Consider the following 18,504-nt stretch of genomic DNA (forward strand, 5'->3'; position numbering starts at 1 on the left):
AGGCCGACATGGCAACTGCCTGTCGGCCTATTTCTTGTCAGCCTTGCTGGCGCGTTTTTTTGACTTGCGCGGCTTGGGTGCCAGCATGGTGTGGCGGCATGAAGGCGTGCCGCACCGGCATTCGTACTGCTTCTTGAGCTTGGCGGTCTGACGTTCGTCCAGCACCAGGCCGTAGTCGTAGTTCAGTTCCTCGCCGCGCCAGATGGGTCGCAGCGACACCACAAAAATCCGCCCATCTTCCGTCTCCTCGGCCTCGCAATTGGGCTCGCAGGAATGGTTGATGTAGCGCCCTTCGTTGCCGCGCACCCCGCCATCGATGACCTTGCCGGTGGCCAGGGCAAAGAAGAAGGTGTGGAACGGGTCGTCGGGGTTCACCGGGTGGCGGCGATCCGCTTCCTCGCTGTCGATGACTTCGCCTACGTATTCAAGAATCCGGGTGCCTGGCGGGATCTTGCGCTTGGCAAAGACACCACTGCCGTGAATCGATGAGCGGTGGACGACGTGCCAGGGTCGTTCGGGAATGCCGTCGGAAACAAGGTCGTCGGAAGGAAGCGTGGCGCGGGGCATGAGCAGCTCTGAAAATCGGTGATACGGCGCTTAAGGTCTTGAACGGGCGGCGAGGCAACCCGTGCAGAGACCACACTGCAACACGCCGCATGCCGGGAATTGTCGCACGCGATGTGTGTACAAACTCGACAGCACGCGGGTGCTGTTGCACACATTCACGACAAGGGAGTGTGGCTTGTCGCGATGCATGAAAAAACACGGGCGGGCCTTGTGAGCCCGCCCGTGTCATGGCGCTTTCATCTAATTATCGACAATCACGCTTCGGTTTTTGCGACGGTCTTTTTGGCTGCGGCTTTCTTGGCGGGAGCCTTGGTGGCAGCAGTTTTTGTGGCAGCAGTTTTGGTCGCTGCCTTCTTCACAGCGGTCTTCTTCACTGCAGCTTTTTTCGCAGGTGCCTTCTTCGCAGCCGCTTTCTTGGCTGCTGCTTTTTTCGGCGCTGCGCTTTCCTCGCCCTCGACGCCTTCTGCATCTGCCGCCTTGGCAGTCTTGGAAGGTGCCTTGCCAGGCTTGGCCGCACGCGGCTCGAACTCGAAGCCGATCTTGCCGCCTTCCTGTTTGGTCAGGAAGGCCTTGAACTTGCGATTCGTGCGGCTGGACACGAAGTTGGTCAGCAGATCGGTCTTGCCCTCGTTCAGCAGCTTGCTCATCTGCTGCGCATCGATTTCCTGCTGCAGGATGACCTTGCCCGACTTGAAGTCGCAGGTCTTCTCGGGGCCGACTGACTTCTCGCACACGAAGCTCATGCCGTGTTCGAACACACGGGCATTGCAGCGCGGGCACGGCCCGATCGGGGTAAGCGAAGAGAAGTCCACCGGTTCGGTGTTCTCTTCCTTGTCCTGCCCGAAGTCGAATTCCAGCTTGAATTCTTCGGCGGTGATGCGCAGGATCGCGGCAAACGGACGGCCCATCTTGCTGATGAAGCCGTTCAAGGGGCCGATTTCCAGCTTACCCAGCAGTTCTTCAACTTCCGGCAGCTCGAAGGTGCGGCCGCCCGGGTGCTTGCTGATTGAGAAATCGCAGGCCGTGCAGGCGTAGCGGCGATAGTTTTCCTTCACCACCTTGCCGCACTTGGGGCAGGGCGTGGTCAGGGTCGCGTAGTCGCCCGGCACCGTGTCGCGGTCGTATTCCTTGGCGCGCTTGACGATCACCTGCGTCATCTGCGCGATCTCGCGCATGAACGCATCACGCGACATCTGGCCTTGTTCGATCTGCGACAGCTGGTGTTCCCATTCGCCGGTCAGTTCGGGCGACGTGAGTTCCGCCACATCCAGACCCGACAACAGCGTCATCAGCTGGCGTGCCTTGGCGGTGGCGATCAGGTCGCGGCCTTCGCGGCGCAGGTAGCCTTCGTTCAGCAGACCTTCGATGATGCCGGCGCGCGTGGCGGGTGTACCCAGGCCGCGCGCAGCCATCGCTTCGCGCAATTCTTCGTCTTCCACCAGCTTGCCCGCGCCTTCCATGGCCGACAGCAGCGTGGCTTCGTTGAAGCGCGCGGGCGGCTTGGTGGCCAGGCCCACGGCGTCGATGTCTTCCGTGCGCACGGTTTCGTCCGGGGCCACGGCCACCAGCGTGGCATCGTCACCCTGGGCTTCGCGGCCGTAGACCGTCATCCAGCCCGGGCTGACCAGCACCTTGCCTTCGGTCTTGAAGTGGTGGCCGACGACTTCGGTAATGCGCGTGGTCAGCTGGAATTCCGCCGCGGGGTAGAACACCGCAAGGAAGCGCTTGACCACCATGTCGTAGATCTTGGCTTCGGCTTCGCTCAGTTCGCGCGGGGCCTGCAAGGTCGGGATGATCGCAAAGTGATCCGACACTTTCTTGTTGTCGAACACACGTTTGTTCGGGCGCACCCACTTGTTGTTGATGACCTGGTTCGCAAACTTGCTGTAGCCGCCCGGAATCGGCGACGGGCCATCAGCCAGCATCTGCATGGTCTGGTGCACGGTCGGCACGTAGTCTTCCGGCAGGAAGCGCGAGTCGGTACGCGGGTAGGTCAGCGCCTTGTGGCGCTCGTACAGCGACTGGGCCAGCGCCAGCGTGGTCTTGGCCGAGAAACCGAAACGACCATTGGCCTCGCGTTGCAGGCTGGTCAGGTCATACAGCAGGCCCGACAACTGGGTCGACGGACGTGACTCTTCCGTCACCGTGCCGGGTTTGTCCCGGCAGGCAACCACGATCGAGTCGGCGGCCGTCTTGCTCCACAGGCGCGAGTCCCGTTTTTCCGGGTCTTGCTCGTCTTTCTTGTGCTTCGGATCGAACCAGCGCCCTTCGTACAGGCCAGCGGCCGCGACGAACTGCGCACGCACTTCCCAGTAGTCGCGCGACACGAACTTGCGGATGCGTTCTTCGCGCTCGGCCACGATCGCCAGTGTCGGGGTCTGCACACGACCCACCGGGGTCTTGAAGAAACCGCCGTCTTTGCTGTTGAACGCGGTCATGGCCCGCGTGCCGTTGATGCCCACCAGCCAATCCGCTTCGGCGCGCGAACGGGCAGCGGCTTCCAGCGGCTTCATAGTCTCGTCCGAACGCAGGTCGGCGAAGGCTTCGCGGATGGCCTGTTGCGTCATCGACTGCAACCACAGGCGGCTGACCGGCTTGTTGGTCTTGGCGTATTGCGCGATGTAGCGGAAGATCAGTTCGCCTTCCCGTCCCGCGTCACAGGCGTTGATGACGGCGTCGACGTCCTTGCGCTTCAACAGGCGCACCAGCAGGCGCAGCCGTTCCTCTGAGCGCTTGTCGGCAGGGCCTAAGCCAAACTCGGGCGGGATCACCGGCAGATGGGTGAAACTCCATTTGCCTTTGACTGGATCGTTGGGCGCAACCAGGCCCAGCAGGTGACCCACGCTGGAAGAGAGCACATATTGCTCGCTTTCGAAATATTCGCCCTCACGCTTGAAGCCGCCCAGTGCGCGTGAAATGTCCAGCGCTACCGAGGGCTTCTCGGCGATGATCAGTGTCTTGCCCATTGAAATCCAGTGAATCCGGCGCGACCGCGAAGGCGCAGTCGCAGCGCCGGATGATAAGGGGGGAATTTTGCCGCGTGCAAGTCGGACCCGAAACCAAGTGTCTGCACGGTCGCGTTTTGGCAAGGCGTACAACACGCCTTATATATAGTGCCGCAAACGCGAAAACCGGGTTGCTTGACGGGCGAGTGCCGCGTTTGGACGCCGGGTCAGTGCAGCTGGCGCGGGCTGCCGTCGTCCAGCAATTCCTGCAGGACGAGGTTGTCGATCTTGGTTTCCTGGCTCCAGAGCACCATCAACACGATGATCTTGAGCTTTTCCAGGGGGACCGGGGATTCAGACACGGCAAAGGCGCGATCGACCACGATTTCGCGCAAGGGGGCAGAAAGTACCCCGGCGGCTTCCAGGAAAGCGATGAAGCCGATGGTGTCGGAGCCGAGTTGGTGATATTCGACATCGGCATACACACGAGCACCGTTGCTGGGTTCGAGCGCGAGGTCGACACAGCGATTGGTGCTTTCAGCCAGGCCGGACAACCAGGACAAGGCATCATCGATGTCTTCGTCCTCGAAGCCAGCGGCGGCGAGCTTTCGGGCCAGCGTGTCCGGGTCGGGACAGGCCTCTGGCGCGAAGTAAGTCTCGAAGAGATAAACGAAAATATCAAACATAGGCAGTCTGTCAGGCGTCGATTTACTCTACGCGGAAACGCCATGCCGGGCAACCGACGGGGCTGGCATGCAACTCGACCATAAGCGGGGTGTCCGGCCTGCGCAACGTCGCAGGCCACCCTACGCATCCCGCGGATTACCGCAGGCGCTGCACACGTGCGCCGGGCAGGCGGGCGATCCGGCCAGACAGCTCCAGCGTCAGCAGCCGTACCTGCAAGGTGTCGGCGGGCAGACCCGAGCGCAGTTGCACTTCATCGATATTGAGCGGGTCGAAACCCAGTTGATCCAATAGTGGGTCTTCGTCTGGTTTGCTGTCGGGCCGCCTGGTTGGCGTGTTGTTCTGTCGGTGATCCGACTTTTCATCCTGGTCGATCGACCTTTCAGTCGTGGCTCGCGCCAGGCCTGGTTTCGCGGCTGTGTGCGGTGGCTTTGCAGCGCTATCTTCATTAGCGTCATCGTCGATCAGGGCCATCTGGTGGTGCTTTTCTGCAATCTCGTCTGGCCAGACAGAACTTAGCTCGTCGAGCACGTCTTGCGCCGTCTCGACCAGCTTCGCCCCCTGACGGATCAGCGCATGACACCCACGCGACAGCGGCGAATGGATCGATCCGGGGATTGCAAATACCTCGCGCCCCATGTCCGCGGCCAGGCGGGCGGTAATCAGCGAGCCGCTGTGCACTGCCGCTTCCACCACCAGCACGCCACGCGACAATCCCGCCACCAACCGGTTGCGGCGCGGAAAGTGGTGCGGCAGCGCCTTGGTGCCCAGGGGCAGTTCCGACACGATGGCACCGCTGGCCGCGATCTGGTGGGCCAGGTCACGGTTGCGCGCCGGGTAGACGATATCGGCACCGGTGCCGACGACTGCCACCGTTTTCCCTGCCGCCGCCAGCGTCCCGCGGTGGGCCGCCGCATCGATCCCCAGCGCCAGGCCACTGGCAATGCACCAGTCCCGGGTCGCCAGTGCCTGGGCGAAGTCATGCGCCAGGATGTTGCCGCCTGGGGTGGCGTGGCGGGCACCGACGATTGCAATGGTTCTGCGTGACAGCGCGTGCACGTCCCCCACCACGTACAGCAGCACTGGCGGGTCGGACATTTCGCGCAGCATGTCGGGGTAGTGCGCATCCGCCAGGGTCAGTACATGGTGATTGTGGTCGGCCTGCCAAGCCAGTGCGCGTTCGATGTACGCCAGCATGGCCTGTGTGGGTGGTTCTGCAATGCGACGGGCCAGCTCAAACGGCAGGTGTTGCGCCAGGACCTGCTGGGGCGTGGCATAAAGCTGTTCGGGCGGACCAAAGGCCTGCATGAGCTTGCCTGCCAGCACCGGGCCGACATCAGGCTCGTCCGCCAGGCGCAGCCATGCTGCCAAGGATGGCAATGCGGGGGACGTTGTGGAGCCCATTGGTGTGGTCCGTCAGGCAAAAACCGCATCCTGCCCGGCCGTGGGTCGGACGAACAGGTGTCCCTGGGCCGATTTGTCCTGCTGTTTATGGTAAGGTGCTTGCAGAAGAACACGCTGGGCAAACTCGCCCTTCGCGTCCAAACATAGTGACCACTATGCTTGCAATCGCGTGGTGTTCCCCCATCTAGTCTTCAATCCCGTCTCCGGTTTCGCGTACGTCATGGCCCTGCTCACGATCCTGCACTACCCCGATTCCCGGCTCCACAAAGTGGCCAAGCCGGTCGCGCGGGTGGACGATCGCATTCGCAAGCTGGTGCGCGACATGGCCGACACCATGTATGACGCACCGGGTGTAGGGCTTGCCGCCACGCAGGTCGATGTACACGAGCGTGTCATCGTCATCGATGTGTCGGAAGACCAGACCGGCCTGCTTGCGCTGATCAACCCGGAAATCATCTGGCACAGCGAAGAGCTGCGCGCCTTTGAAGAAGGCTGCCTGTCGGTGCCGGGGGTGTATGACGATGTCGATCGTTATGCGCAAGTTCGGGTGCGTGCCTTGAACGAGAAGGGCGAAACCTACGAATTCGATGCCGACGGCCTGCTGTCGGTATGCGTGCAACACGAAATGGATCACTTGCTGGGCAAGGTCTTTGTCGAATACCTGTCGCCGCTGAAGCAGACGCGCATCAAGAAGAAGATGCGCAAGCTTGAGCGTGATTCCGCCTGATGCGGATCGCCTTTGCGGGTACGCCCGAGTTCGCACGTGTTGCCCTGTCTGCATTGCTGGCCGCCGGGCACGACGTTGCGCTGGTCCTGACGCAGCCCGACCGCCCCGCCGGTCGTGGCCTCAAGCTCACGCCCAGTCCGGTCAAGCAGGCCGCGCTCGACGCCGGCATCGAAGTCTTGCAGCCGCGCAGCCTGCGGCTCGACGGCAAGTATCCCGAGGAAGCCGCTGCGGCCCACGCCGCGTTGCAGGCGGCTGGCATCGAGTTGATGGTGGTCGCGGCCTATGGCCTGATCCTGCCGCTGTCCACGCTCGATCTGCCCCCGCGCGGTTGCCTGAATATCCATGCCAGCCTGCTGCCGCGCTGGCGCGGCGCGGCACCGATCCAGCGTGCCATCGAATCGGGTGACCTGGAAACCGGTATCACCATCATGCAGATGGACCAGGGTCTGGACACCGGTGCCATGTTGTCGCGCTGCGTGGTGCCGATTGGTCCCACGCAAACCGCTGCTGAACTGCATGACGTATTGGCGCAAGCCGGTGGCAAACTGATTGTCGATACCTTGGCCGATGCCGAACGTGGGCCCCTGGTGGCCACCCCGCAGCCGGAAGACGGTGTGAACTACGCCGCCAAACTCGACAAAGCCGAATCCTTGCTCGACTGGCAGGCATCTGCCGACCTGCTGGCTCGCCGGGTGCGCGCTTTCAACCCGGTACCCGGCGCATCGCTGCGTCTGGCTGGCTTGGATGACCCCGTAAAAGTGTGGCGCGCGAGCGCCTTGCCAGCCTCGGCTGCCAGCGCTGCCGCTACTCCCGGCAGTATTTTGCGTGTCGATGCAGAAGGCATCGACGTGGCAACCGCCGACGGCGTGCTGCGCCTGTTGGAACTCCAGAAAGCCGGTGGCAAGCGCCAGCCGGTGGAAATATTCGTACGCGGCTGGAGCGCGCCCGCGACCTGTTGATGGCCCTTCGGGGCCTGTCGGAGGTCCGGTGATCGATCCGCGCCCTCCCTCTTTTTTGTGCCCTTATCGTCCATGACCCCATCCCCCGCTGAGTCCCGTCCTGCCGCGCACGCCGCGCCCTTGTCCGAGGTGTTGCTGGCCAGTGCCACGGCGATCGCGGCGGTGCTGGGCGGCGCGTCTCTGACCGATGCCCTGGCCCGCACTGCCGCTGCCCTGCGGCCTGCCACCCAGTCGGTCAGCTTCCATGTCATGCGCAATCTGGGTCGTGCCCGTGCCGTGAAGGAACTGCTGGTTACCCGTCAGCCCGCCGATCCGCGCCTGGACGCCTTGCTGCTGACCGCCTTCGCCTTGGTGCTGGACGAGAAAAACGCGCCCTATGCTGCCCACACCGTGGTCGATCAGGCCGTGAATGCCGCGTCGGGCAACCGCGACATGGCGCATGCCAAGGGCATGGTCAACGGCAGCCTGCGACGTTTCCTGCGCGAGCGGGCAGACCTGCTTGCCACGGTTGATAAGCACGCGGCTGCAAGACTGAACTACCCGGCCTGGTGGATCGAGCAGGTCAAGACCGACTACCCCAACAACTGGGAAGCCATCCTGCGTGCCGCCGATGTGCCCGCACCCATGAGCCTGCGTGTGAATCGCCGCCGCATCTCGGTGGCCGATCAATTGGCCGCGTTCGAGGCCGCCGGCATTGCAGCCGAGCGTCTGGGCAAATACGGCATCGTGCTGGCGCAGCCGCGCCCGGTGCAGCAATTGCCGGGGTTTGCGCAAGGCCACTGGTCGGTGCAGGACGGCGGTGCACAGCTTGCCGCGCCCTTGCTTGAAGTGCGTGACGGCATGCGGGTGCTCGACGCCTGCGCCGCACCGGGCGGCAAGACGGCCCACCTGCTTGAGCTGGCCGACATCGATCTGCTGGCGCTCGATGTCGATGGTTCGCGCCTGGGCCGGGTGCGTGAAAACCTCGATCGCCTTGGCCTGAAGGCCACGGTTCAGGCGGCCGATGTGGCCGATCTCGACAGCTGGTGGGATGGCAAACCCTTCGACGCGGTGCTGGCCGATGTGCCGTGCACGGCCTCGGGAATCGTTCGCCGCCATCCTGACATTCGCTGGTTGCGTCGCCCGGAAGACGTGAAAAAGACCGCTCGCCTGCAAAATCGTATTGCCGATGCGCTCTGGCAGGTGGTGGCACCGGGTGGTAAATTGCTTTACGCGACTTGCTCGGTGTTTGCCGCTGAAAATGCGCAGCAGGCAGCTGCCTTCCTGGCGCGGCATCCCGATGCAACAGCCTTGCCCGCGCCGGGCCAGTTGCTGCCGCGTGCGGGCGATGTTCCGCTCGCCGCACAACATGACGGCTTCTTCTACGCCCTGTTTGCGAAAGGATGATCCTGCGAGTGCTTCACCTTCTGCGCTGGCTCTGCCTGGTGACCGTGCTGGTTGGCGGGGCCGCGCCGTTGGCGATGGCTTCGGATGCCGCAGTGCAGCGAGTGGAGGTCATCGCAGAAGGTGAACTATTGCTGCTCGATGCCGACATCGACATCTCGCTGCCGCCTCAGCTGGAAAACGCCGCTGCGCGTGGCGTTCCGCTGTTCTTCACCGCCGATGTCGAAGTCATCCGTCCGCGCTGGTACTGGATGGATGAAGAGCTGCTGTCTTCGCGCCTGACATGGCGCATCAGCCAGAACGTATTGACCCGCCAATGGCGCGTCAGCACCGGCAGCCTGGGCTTGCCGGTCGATTCCCTGCAAGATGCCTTGTCCATCGTCCGCCACATGCGGCGCTGGCCCTTTGCCCAGCGCGACGAATTGCCGGTGGGTCTGTTCAAGGGCCGCCTGCGTGTGCGGCTCGATGTCTCGCAACTGCCCAAGACCTTCCAGGCCAACGCCTTCAACAGCAATGACTGGGCGTGGTCCACGCGCTGGTACGAATTCGGCATCTCGGTGCCGGCCGAACCAGAGGTCAAGCCATGAACCGCATCCTCAGCATCTTGTTGGGCCTGGGCGGTATTGCTGCGTTGATTCTGTTGTTCCTGCTGGCGTCGGCCACCGGCAATTCCTCGCGGCTGGAGGAACAGTACGACTTGCTGCTGGGCTTGAATGGTGTGGTGGCCCTGGCGCTGTTTGCCTGGGTGGTGACGCTGGCCACTCGCCTGCTGGGCCGCCTGAAACGCCGGGAATTCGGGGCGCGGCTGACTGGCCGCTTCGCGCTGGCCTTCGCCCTGGTGGGCGTGGTGCCGGGGGTGCTGATCTATCTGCTATCCGTGCAATTCCTGTCGCGCTCGATCGAGTCCTGGTTCAACGTGCGGGTCGATACTGCGCTGGAAGCAGGCCTGAATCTGGGGCGTGCCGCGCTTGACTCGCAACTGCAGGAATTGAACACCCGGGCGCGCACCATTGCGCTGACGCTCGACGATCCCAGCGACAGCAATGTGGCGCTGACCCTGACGCGTCTGCGTGAACAGACCGGCGTGCAGGAATCGATGGTGTTCACCGCATCGGGCCGCATCGTGGCGTTTTCCACTGCCATGTACGGTGCCTTGTTGCCCGAGCCGCCGCCTGCCAGCGTGCTGCGCCAGCTGCGTGTGGCGCGTGCCTACGCGGCGGCCGAGGCCGATTCGGTGACCCAGGCCGGGGTCATCGACACCAATCCGACCACCAATTTGCTGCGCCTGCGGGTGGTGGTGCCCTTGTCGCAGGCATCCAGCCTGGCGCTCAGCGGCGGGTTCAATGCCGAGCCGCGCTACTTGCAATTGATTCAGCCGGTACCCGAACAAATCGCCTTCAACGCCAATGAAGTGCAGTCGGGATACCGCGACTATCAGCAACTGACCTTGTCCCGCCTGGGCTTGCGCAACCTGTACGGCATTACGCTGACCCTGGCCTTGCTGCTGTCGGTGTTTGCTGCGATCGGGGCGGCATTCTTCCTGTCGCGTCGTCTGGTGCGCCCGATGCTGCTGCTGGCCGAGGGCACGCAGGCGGTTGGCGTGGGCGACTTTCGCCCGATCCCCGAGCCTGCGACCCGTGACGAAGTCAGCCAGCTGACGCGCTCGTTCAACGCCATGACCCGCCAACTGGAAGAAGCGCGCAGCATGGTGGAAAGCAATCGCCAGCAGCTGGAACGCAGCAACGCCTACCTGGAAAGCATCCTGTCCAACCTGTCGTCCGGGGTGCTGGTGTTCGATGAGGGCTTCCGGCTGACCACGGTCAATCATGGTGCCCAGCAGATTCTGCGCGTCGATCTGCATGGTGGAATCGGCCGGCCGCTGGAAAGTGTTGAAGGGCTGGGGCCATTTGCCCAGGCCATCCACAACGCCTTTGCGCAGCATGAAGCCGCACAAAGCGGTCGCACCTACTGGCAGCAGCAATTCGAGATTGCCCGGGTGGGCGAGGGCACCGGCAACGAAGACTGCCCGCCGCGCCTGCTGGCCGAGATGCCACATGCCGGTGGCACGGCCGACGACCACCCGATTACCTTGCTGGCACGCGGCTCGCACCTGGCCACGGGGCAGGGGCCGAGCGGTTATGTGGTGGTGTTCGATGACATCACGGAAGTCATCTCCGCCAATCGGGCGATGGCCTGGGGCGAAGTGGCCCGCCGTCTGGCACACGAAATCAAGAACCCGCTGACCCCCATTCAGTTGTCGGCCGAGCGCCTGGCCATGAAGCTGACCGACAAGCTTGGGCCCACCGATGCCGCCATGTTGCACCGTGCAACCGGCACCATCATCAACCAGGTCGGGTCAATGCTGCGCATGGTGGACGACTTCCGCGAATACGCGCGCACCCCGCCAGCAGTGCTGCAACAACTGGATCTGAACGAACTGATTGCCGAAGTCCTGACCCTGTATGGGTGGGACCCCGACGAAGGCATGCTGCGCCAGGGACCACGCAGTGTGCTGTTGTCGGTAGCATTGGAAGCATCCCTGCCGCGCGTGTTGGGCGACGCGACGCAGCTGCGCCAGGTGATCCACAATCTGCTTGCCAATGCCCACGATGCAATCGATGACAAATTGCGCGAGCAGGCAAAGTTGGCCGCTGAGGCTGCGGATGCGGCACAATCCGCAGAACTACTTACGACAGACGGTAGTGCAGCATTGGTCGCCGAGGCGGAGAACCGCGTCGGCGTCAGTACCCGCCTGATCACCACTCGTCTACCCGACGGCACAGAACATGCTGCCGTGCGTCTGACCGTCACGGATACCGGCGCAGGATTCAGCCCACGAATCCTGCGCAGGGCTTTCGAGCCCTATGTGACGACCAAGGCACGGGGGACGGGTCTGGGTCTGGCGATTGTGAAGAAGATCGTCGATGAACACGGGGGTCGCATCGATTTGACGAATCGAAGCGGCGGTGGAGCGATGGTTTCTATACTATTGACCCGGTTGAGCGAAGACACGCGCGTCCCCGCAGAGGGCGGTGAGCAGCGTGGCGCCGAAGCAAAGACCGCATGAAAAGAGGTCCTTAAGACTATGGCCAGAATCCTGGTGGTCGATGACGAAGTTGGTATCCGTGAACTCCTCTCGGAGATTCTCTACGATGAGGGGCATACGGTCGACCTGGCCGAGAACGCCGCGCAGGCTCGCGCGCTGCGCAACAAAGCCAGGCCCGACATGGTGTTGCTCGATATCTGGATGCCCGATACCGATGGCGTCACGCTGTTGAAAGAGTGGGCCTCGCTGGGCCAGCTCGACATGCCGGTGGTGATGATGAGCGGTCACGCCACCATCGATACCGCTGTCGAAGCGACGCGTATCGGGGCGATGGATTTCCTTGAGAAACCCATCACCATGCAGAAACTCCTGCGCACGATTGCGTCGGCGCTTGAACGTGGCCGCAATGCGGCACGCCCGGTGGCACCGCCGCCCGCGCCCGTGCGCACGGGTTTTGCACCGGTGCTGGGTTCGGTCGCACCTGCCTTGGCCCCAGTGCCAAGCAGCTACGCCATGGCCGATACCAGCGCGCCGCGCATGAATCACTTTGATGCGACGCCCGATGTCCATGCCGTGCCGGACACGGCCGGCCAGGCACTGCGCAACCTGTCGCTGGACCAGCCGCTGCGTGAAGCCCGTGACGCGTTCGAACGCATCTACTTCGAGCATCATCTGTCGCGCGAAGGCGGCAGCATGACTCGGGTGGCCGACAAGACCGGCCTGGAGCGTACCCACCTGTATCGCAAGCTGAAGCAGCTCGGCATCGAGCTTACTCGCCGCCGCAGCACATGAAGATCCTGATACTGGGCGCCGGCCGAGTCGGCACCAGCGTCGCGGAAAATCTGGTGTCGGAGCAGAACGACATCACGCTGATCGATACCGATGCACGCCGCCTGGCCCAGCTGCAAGAACGGCTGGATCTGCGCGGCGTGGTCGGCAATGGCACGCACATCGATGTGCTGGCGGAAGCCGGTGCGGCCGATGCCGATCTGCTGATTGCGTGCGCGACCAGCGACGAAACCAATCTGGTGGCCTGCAAGATCGCCAAGCAGGTGTTCAACCTGCCCCGGCGGATTGCACGCGCCCGCGCGCCGGCATTTCTTGACCATCCCGAGTTGATGGGCGAACAGGGTTTCTGTGTCGATCACCTGATCTCGCCGGAACGCAGCGTCACTGCCTATCTTGAGAGCCTGATCGAATATCCCGAAACCCTGCAGGTGCTGGAGTTTGCCAAGGGCCGGGTGGCCTTGGCAGCGGTGCGCGTGGGGCCGGGCAGCCCGCTGGTGGGGCAGGCGGTGGAAACGCTGCACAAGCGCATCCCCGACATCGACAGTCGCATTGTGGCCATCTACCGCCAGGACAAGCCGCTGATCCCAAGCGGGGCCACGGTGGTGGAAGCGGGCGACGAGCTGTTCTGTCTGGCCGATGCGCGGCATCTGCGCCGGGTGGTTGCGGAACTGGTGCCCACGGTGCGGCCGGTACGACGCGTGATGATCGCGGGCGGCGGCAACATCGGTGCACGCCTGGCACGTGAACTGGGTGGCAATTACGAGATCAAGCTGATCGAAGTCGATCAGGCGCGCTGCGAACTGCTGGCCTCGCAATTGCCCGCACGCACCCTGGTCCTTAATGGCGATGCCACCGACGAAGACCTGCTCGACGACGAGAACGTCGGTGACATGGACATGTTCCTGGCGCTGACCAACGACGACGAGAACAACATCATGTCGTCCTTGCTGGCCAAGCGCATGGGCGCACGGCGGGTGGCGGCGCTGATCGGCCGCAAGGCCTATGGCGATCTGATGGAAGGCGGCCGTATCGATGTGGCCATCAGTCCGTCGCAGGCCACCATCGGTGAACTGCTGCGCCACGTGCGGCGTGGTGACATCGTGGTCGCCCACCAATTGCGACGCGGTGCCGCCGAGGCCATCGAGGCCGTCGCCCACGGTGACCGCAAACATTCCAAGGTCGTCGGTCGCAAGATCGAGGAAATCAGCCTGCCCAAAGGCAGCATCATCGGTGCCCTGGTGCGCGGTGAAGACGTGCTGATGGCCCATCACGACACGGTCATCGAACCCGAAGACCATGTCATCGTATTCGTCACCAACAGCCGCCTGATCTCCAAGGTCGAACAGCTGTTCCAGGTCTCCGCGTCGTTCTTCTAAGCCGTCTCGGCAGGCTGCGTCATGCGTCAACTCGTTCCTGTCCTGAATGTCGTCGGTTTTGTGATCGTGCTGTTTTCGCTCACCCTGACGATCCCGCTCGGTATCTCATGGTGGATGAACGACGGAGCCTTGCAGGCCTTTGCCGAGGCGCTGGGCATCGGCGTGCTGGCGGGTGGTCTGCTGTATCTGTTCACCCGCCGCCACCGCCGCGAATTGCAGCCGCGTGACGGCTTCCTGCTGGTGTCGCTGGTGTGGGCGTTGTTGCCGGTGATTGCGGCAATTCCGCTGCAGATCCACTTCAGCCGCATGGGCATGCCGCTGAGCTTCACCGACGCCTACTTCGAGGCCATGTCGGGGCTGACCACCACTGGGTCCACGGTATTGACCGGCATTGGCGAGCTGCCGGTGTCGATCAACAGCTGGCGCTGCACCTTGGTGTGGATCGGCGGCATGGGCATTCTGGTGCTGGCCGTGGCGGTGTTGCCGCTGCTGGGCGTGGGCGGCAGCCAGATCTACCGGGCTGAGACGCCCGGCCCGATGAAAGACGAGAAGCTCACACCGCGCATCACCAGCACCGCCAAGGGGCTGTACGCTATCTACATGAGCATTTCGCTGCTGTGCATGCTGAGCTTCAAGGCAGCCGGCATGACCTGGCTCGACGCCTATGCCCACATGGGATCGACCATGGGCCTGGGCGGGTTTTCGACCACGGATTCCGGGTTCATCGGCTTTGCATCGCCCGCCATCGACTTCGTGGCGGTGGTCTTCATGGTGATCGCCGGCATCAACTTCGCGACCCACTTCTACGCCATTCGCCATCGCAGCCTGGGCACCTACCTGCGCTGCGCGCAGACCCCCATCTACATCGGTCTGCTGGCCGGCAGTTCCCTGTTCGTGAGCTTCTGGCTGTACATCACGGGTGTGTATCCCGACATCTGGCAGGCGCTGCATTACGGCATCTTCAACACCGTGTCGGTAGCCACCACCACCGGTTTTGCCAACACCGACTACGCCACCTGGCCGCTGGTGCTGCCGGTCATCATGCTGTTCGTGTCTTCGTTTGCGACCTCGGCCGGGTCGACGGGCGGCGGTATCAAGTTGATCCGCATGATCATCCTGATCAAACAGGCGCGGCGCGAGATGGTTCGCATTTTGCACCCGCGTGCGGTCAACCCCGTGCGCCTGGCGGGCCTGCCGGTGGCCAACAAGGTGATTTTTTCGATCCTGGCGTTCATGCTGATCTACGGCGGCTGCATCATCTTGATGACCTTCCTGCTGCTGCTCAGCGGCATGGACGGCCTGACCGCGTTCAGCGCGGTATTTGCCAGCCTCAACAACACCGGCCCTGGGCTGGGTGAAGTCGGCCCGGCTGCCCACTACGGGCACCTGAACGCCTTCCAAACCTGGGTGTGTACCTTTGCCATGCTGATCGGTCGGCTGGAACTGTTCACGGTGTTGGTCTTGTTCACGCCGGAATTCTGGCGCAAGTGAACCGTCTTGCCGGCCAGGAGCCGCGATGAGTGCACCGCTTCCTGAAGTGCCCGTTCATCTGATTGTCGGCACCCGCCTGCTGAGCGGCGCAAGCGATGCATTGCCCCAGGCAATCGCCCATCTCTCCGAGGGCGAGCAGGCGGTCATTGTCGAAGGAGGACCCGGGACCTTGGTCGCCCCTGGGGGAATCACCCTGGTGCAGCTCGCGGCCGGATGCGTATGCTGTGTCGGACAGCTACCCCTGCGGGTCACCGTGGCAAGGTTGCTGCGACAGGTACGTCCTGCAAGGCTGTGGATAGAAATATCCGATGGTGCGCACTTGGCAGAGGTCCGGCGGCAGTTGAATGGACCTGGCTTCAGAGGCGCAATAGTGTTGAAGAATCAGTAGTTTTTATTGACTCAGCGCTTGAAATTCCAGAACTGGCACCGAATTTGCTTGATAGAGGCTGCAGTTGCAGCTATTGAGCAAGTCTCAAAGGCGATTTCAGGAGTCAGACCATGGAAATGATCTACAACAGTTCCAACTACGCCGTTGTCGAGTTCGCCAAGCTCGATGGTGACCAGCATGGCGGCGGTTTTGAGATCGTCGACAAGCAGGCTCGTCGCGAAATGTATCTGGGCGGTGCGTCAGCAGACCACTTCCGCCAAAACGTACGCGAATTGATTGCTTCCGAACCTTCTGTCGAGGATATCGACGAGTTTCTGAGCCAATTCGACGGCTTCATGAATCGAGCTGTGACCCTGCAATAAGCCAGCAGGCACGCGGGTTGGCCGGGTTTTTGATACTAAAAATGTCACGAACATCGTTTATTTTGATGTCAAACGTGACTAAACTCGGCCAACATGTTCACAAAGGAGACCCGGATGGAGTCGCTCGCCTTCACCGCTTCTGCACCCAATACCCTGGGCATCGAACTCGAACTTCAGATCGTTGACCCCGTTACGCACGACCTTCGCGGTGCTGCCGAAGATTTGCTCGCGCAGCTCGCCAATCACCGTTTTGCAGACCAGGTGAAGCCCGAGATCACCCGGGCCATGATCGAGATCAATTCCTCGGTCCACCAGAACCCGGCCAGCTTGCTTGCGGAAATGCGCGAGCTGCGCAATGCACTGAATGAAGCCGCCGACGCCGTCGGTGTGCGCATTGCAGGCGGTGGTACCCACCCCTTCATGCGCTGGCAAGACCGCACGATTTTCGATTCCCCGCGCTTCCAGTATGTGTCCGAGCTGTACGGGTATCTGGCACGCCAGTTCACCGTCTTCGGTCAGCACATTCACCTGGGCGTCGGTTCCGGCGATGAAGCGATTGACCTGACGCATCGCCTGTCGCCTTACATGCCGCATTTCATCGCGCTGTCGGCGTCGTCGCCGTTCCAGGAAGGCGTGGACACCTTGTTCTCGTCCTCGCGCCTGAATGCGTTGAATGCGTTCCCGATGGCGGGTCACCTGCCGCCGGAAATCCGCGACTGGTACCAGTTCGAAGCGCATTACTCGTCGTTGAAGAACGCGGGCCTGGTGGAAAGCCTGAAGGACTTCTACTGGGATCTGCGTCCCAAGCCCGAATTCGGCACTGTCGAAATCCGGGTTTGCGACACGCCGCTGTCGGTCGAAAAGGCATGCCAGCTGGCAGCATTTGCACAGGCCTTGTCGGTGCTGGTGCAAAGCGAGCCGGTGCCCAGCCAGGACACGTGGCTGGCCTATCGCGTCAATCGCTTCCAGGCCAGCCGTTTCGGTCTGCAAGCGCACTACGTCGATGCCGAGCAAGGCCGTGTGCGCCTGATCGACCACATGCGCAGCACCTTCGATCGGGTCATGCCGATTGCCGAAAAATTGGGCACCACCGAGCAAGTCGCCGCTTTGCGGGCCGACGTGTTGAAGCTGGGTTGTGACGCCAAGTGGCTGCGTGCGCAAATGCACCGCAACGGCGAGCTGCGTGACGTGGTGGGCGCTGCGGTGAACGTCTGGCGTGGGGATGAAGAAGTCAGCCCCGACCTCGCCGGCCCGGTAACGATTGCGCGCCGCCGTGTGCGGGCGGGGTCAGAGCCGATGGGCGTGCATGCACTGGCCAGTGATCGGTCGTTCGACCGGCCGCCGGAACAATTGCATTGATGCACTGGGACGCGGAGTAAACTGCGAGCATGGTCATGTCATCGCAAACGTCATCACACAACGGCTCCGCGCCCAGCCAGATTCTTTCCACGTCCTTGCGTCATTGGGATGACATTCCCAGTGCCGATCTGAGGCGCGGCTACGCGCTGGCCTTGGAATCAGGCAAGGTCTTGTCCATGCCTGACCTGGCATTTGCCATGGGTTCCGCCGAGTTGCCTTTGCTCGATCCGGCCTTGGTCGATCCCAAACGCAAGAACATCAGCTTGAACGGCACGACGGGCAGGGTGGTTGGCGTAGCGGTTGAAGATGCTCGCCGCGATGCCATCGCCGACCTGATCCGGCGTTACGCAAGTCAGGCTCGCAGCCTGGTCAATGCCGTGCTGCCGCACTATAAAGAACATCTCCACAGCCCCACGACCAGTCTGCGCCTGCATCGGGTCACGGACTGGAAGCCCTCGTGGCGCAAAGACGATTCGCGTCTGCATGTGGATGCGTTTCCGTCACGACCGAATCATGGCGAACGCATTCTGCGCGTGTTCACCAACATCAACCCCACGGGCGAACCGCGCAAGTGGCGCGTGGGTGAAGCCTTCCCCAGCCTGGCCGAACGTTTCCTGCCGCAGTTGAAGGCTCCGTATCGCCCGGGCGTTGCCAGCTTGATGAAAAAATTGGGTGTTACCAAGCAGGTGCGCAGTGAGTACGACCACTTGATGCTGCAGATGCATGACCGCATGAAGGCCGATCTGGAATACCAGCGCAACGGCATTCAGGAATCGGTGGACTTTGCCGGTGGCAGCAGCTGGATGGTGTTTTCCGATCAGGCTCCGCATGCCGCGATGGGCGGCCAGTTCATGCTGGAACAGACCTGGTTCCTGCCGATCAAGGCCATGGCACATCCTGAACATGCCCCGCTGCGAGTGTTGGAGCGTTTGAAAGGGCATGCGCTGGTTTGATGGCTGTGGTCTTGGACCTGGTGATCAGTCGCAAGTCCGTTCCCGCCTCGGCCGGTAAAGCCTCAGCGGCT

Annotated in this window: 16 protein-coding genes; 12 read left to right on the forward strand and 4 right to left on the reverse strand. The window is 62.5% G+C overall.

Translation table 11 applies throughout. The features are described 5' to 3' along the window. Positions 1-27: 27 nt before the first annotated feature. The 4 genes from FXN63_RS00850 to dprA all read right to left on the reverse strand — a co-directional run bounded on the left by FXN63_RS00850 (position 28) and on the right by dprA (position 5,600). Positions 28-567 (reverse strand): SET domain-containing protein, encoded by a 540-nt coding sequence (locus FXN63_RS00850; RefSeq protein ID WP_148811933.1) that lies wholly within the window; start codon positions 565-567, stop codon positions 28-30. Between the two features lie 254 nt (positions 568-821). Beyond that, positions 822-3,533, reverse strand: coding sequence for a DNA topoisomerase III (locus FXN63_RS00855; protein WP_148811935.1), 2,712 nt, complete (start codon positions 3,531-3,533; stop codon positions 822-824). 206 nt (positions 3,534-3,739) lie between these two features. Continuing rightward, entirely contained in the window at positions 3,740-4,198 is a 459-nt protein-coding gene (locus tag FXN63_RS00860; RefSeq protein ID WP_148811937.1) for a Smg family protein, read from the reverse strand. 136 nt (positions 4,199-4,334) lie between these two features. Further along, positions 4,335-5,600, reverse strand: a complete 1,266-nt coding sequence (gene dprA / locus FXN63_RS00865; RefSeq protein WP_148811939.1) for a DNA-processing protein DprA — start codon at positions 5,598-5,600, stop codon at positions 4,335-4,337. 220 nt (positions 5,601-5,820) lie between these two features. Between dprA and def the strand changes: the two genes are divergently transcribed. The 12 genes from def to kdoO all read left to right on the forward strand — a co-directional run bounded on the left by def (position 5,821) and on the right by kdoO (position 18,433). Next, on the forward strand, positions 5,821-6,327 hold the full coding sequence (def, locus tag FXN63_RS00870) for a peptide deformylase (RefSeq protein ID WP_148811941.1): 507 nt from the start codon (positions 5,821-5,823) through the stop codon (positions 6,325-6,327). Further along, entirely contained in the window at positions 6,327-7,286 is a 960-nt protein-coding gene (gene fmt / locus FXN63_RS00875) for a methionyl-tRNA formyltransferase (RefSeq protein ID WP_148811943.1), read from the forward strand. The genes def and fmt overlap by 1 nt, the downstream gene beginning before the upstream one ends. Positions 7,287-7,358: 72 nt before the next feature. After that, entirely contained in the window at positions 7,359-8,672 is a 1,314-nt protein-coding gene (rsmB, locus tag FXN63_RS00880) for a 16S rRNA (cytosine(967)-C(5))-methyltransferase RsmB (RefSeq protein WP_148811945.1), read from the forward strand. An 8-nt stretch (positions 8,673-8,680) separates the two neighbouring features. Continuing rightward, entirely contained in the window at positions 8,681-9,256 is a 576-nt protein-coding gene (locus FXN63_RS00885; protein WP_246164994.1) for a DUF4390 domain-containing protein, read from the forward strand. Next, positions 9,253-11,736, forward strand: a complete 2,484-nt coding sequence (locus FXN63_RS00890) for a sensor histidine kinase (protein WP_148811949.1) — start codon at positions 9,253-9,255, stop codon at positions 11,734-11,736. The genes FXN63_RS00885 and FXN63_RS00890 overlap by 4 nt, the downstream gene beginning before the upstream one ends. Before the next feature lie 18 nt (positions 11,737-11,754). After that, on the forward strand, positions 11,755-12,507 hold the full coding sequence (locus tag FXN63_RS00895) for a response regulator (RefSeq protein ID WP_148811951.1): 753 nt from the start codon (positions 11,755-11,757) through the stop codon (positions 12,505-12,507). Then, positions 12,504-13,880: a Trk system potassium transporter TrkA gene (trkA, locus tag FXN63_RS00900; protein ID WP_148811954.1), complete on the forward strand. Its 1,377-nt coding sequence runs from the start codon at positions 12,504-12,506 to the stop codon at positions 13,878-13,880. Before FXN63_RS00895 ends, trkA begins: the two co-directional genes overlap by 4 nt. 21 nt (positions 13,881-13,901) lie before the next feature. Then, positions 13,902-15,371, forward strand: coding sequence for a TrkH family potassium uptake protein (locus tag FXN63_RS00905; protein ID WP_148811956.1), 1,470 nt, complete (start codon positions 13,902-13,904; stop codon positions 15,369-15,371). Positions 15,372-15,396: 25 nt separating this feature from the next. After that, positions 15,397-15,759, forward strand: a complete 363-nt coding sequence (locus FXN63_RS27360) for a GTP-binding protein (protein ID WP_148811958.1) — start codon at positions 15,397-15,399, stop codon at positions 15,757-15,759. 110 nt (positions 15,760-15,869) lie between these two features. Continuing rightward, on the forward strand, positions 15,870-16,121 hold the full coding sequence (locus tag FXN63_RS00915; protein ID WP_148811960.1) for a BTH_I0359 family protein: 252 nt from the start codon (positions 15,870-15,872) through the stop codon (positions 16,119-16,121). Between the two features lie 114 nt (positions 16,122-16,235). Further along, positions 16,236-17,480, forward strand: a complete 1,245-nt coding sequence (locus FXN63_RS00920) for a YbdK family carboxylate-amine ligase (RefSeq protein WP_148811962.1) — start codon at positions 16,236-16,238, stop codon at positions 17,478-17,480. 35 nt (positions 17,481-17,515) lie between these two features. Continuing rightward, positions 17,516-18,433: a Kdo hydroxylase KdoO gene (gene kdoO / locus FXN63_RS00925; RefSeq protein WP_148811964.1), complete on the forward strand. Its 918-nt coding sequence runs from the start codon at positions 17,516-17,518 to the stop codon at positions 18,431-18,433. Positions 18,434-18,504: the final 71 nt, after the last annotated feature.

It is taken from the genome of Pigmentiphaga aceris (assembly GCF_008119665.1).
GTDB lineage: Bacteria > Pseudomonadota > Gammaproteobacteria > Burkholderiales > Burkholderiaceae_B > Pigmentiphaga > Pigmentiphaga aceris.

Coding starts and splice junctions, on each gene's coding strand:
- FXN63_RS00850 (WP_148811933.1), bottom strand. CDS start 567: ATGCCCCGCGCCACGCTTCCTTCCGACGACCTTGTTTCCGACGGCATT.
- FXN63_RS00855 (WP_148811935.1), bottom strand. CDS start 3,533: ATGGGCAAGACACTGATCATCGCCGAGAAGCCCTCGGTAGCGCTGGAC.
- FXN63_RS00860 (WP_148811937.1), bottom strand. CDS start 4,198: ATGTTTGATATTTTCGTTTATCTCTTCGAGACTTACTTCGCGCCAGAG.
- dprA (WP_148811939.1), bottom strand. CDS start 5,600: ATGGGCTCCACAACGTCCCCCGCATTGCCATCCTTGGCAGCATGGCTG.
- def (WP_148811941.1), top strand. CDS start 5,821: ATGGCCCTGCTCACGATCCTGCACTACCCCGATTCCCGGCTCCACAAA.
- fmt (WP_148811943.1), top strand. CDS start 6,327: ATGCGGATCGCCTTTGCGGGTACGCCCGAGTTCGCACGTGTTGCCCTG.
- rsmB (WP_148811945.1), top strand. CDS start 7,359: ATGACCCCATCCCCCGCTGAGTCCCGTCCTGCCGCGCACGCCGCGCCC.
- FXN63_RS00890 (WP_148811949.1), top strand. CDS start 9,253: ATGAACCGCATCCTCAGCATCTTGTTGGGCCTGGGCGGTATTGCTGCG.
- FXN63_RS00895 (WP_148811951.1), top strand. CDS start 11,755: ATGGCCAGAATCCTGGTGGTCGATGACGAAGTTGGTATCCGTGAACTC.
- trkA (WP_148811954.1), top strand. CDS start 12,504: ATGAAGATCCTGATACTGGGCGCCGGCCGAGTCGGCACCAGCGTCGCG.
- FXN63_RS00905 (WP_148811956.1), top strand. CDS start 13,902: ATGCGTCAACTCGTTCCTGTCCTGAATGTCGTCGGTTTTGTGATCGTG.
- FXN63_RS27360 (WP_148811958.1), top strand. CDS start 15,397: ATGAGTGCACCGCTTCCTGAAGTGCCCGTTCATCTGATTGTCGGCACC.
- FXN63_RS00915 (WP_148811960.1), top strand. CDS start 15,870: ATGGAAATGATCTACAACAGTTCCAACTACGCCGTTGTCGAGTTCGCC.
- FXN63_RS00920 (WP_148811962.1), top strand. CDS start 16,236: ATGGAGTCGCTCGCCTTCACCGCTTCTGCACCCAATACCCTGGGCATC.
- kdoO (WP_148811964.1), top strand. CDS start 17,516: ATGTCATCGCAAACGTCATCACACAACGGCTCCGCGCCCAGCCAGATT.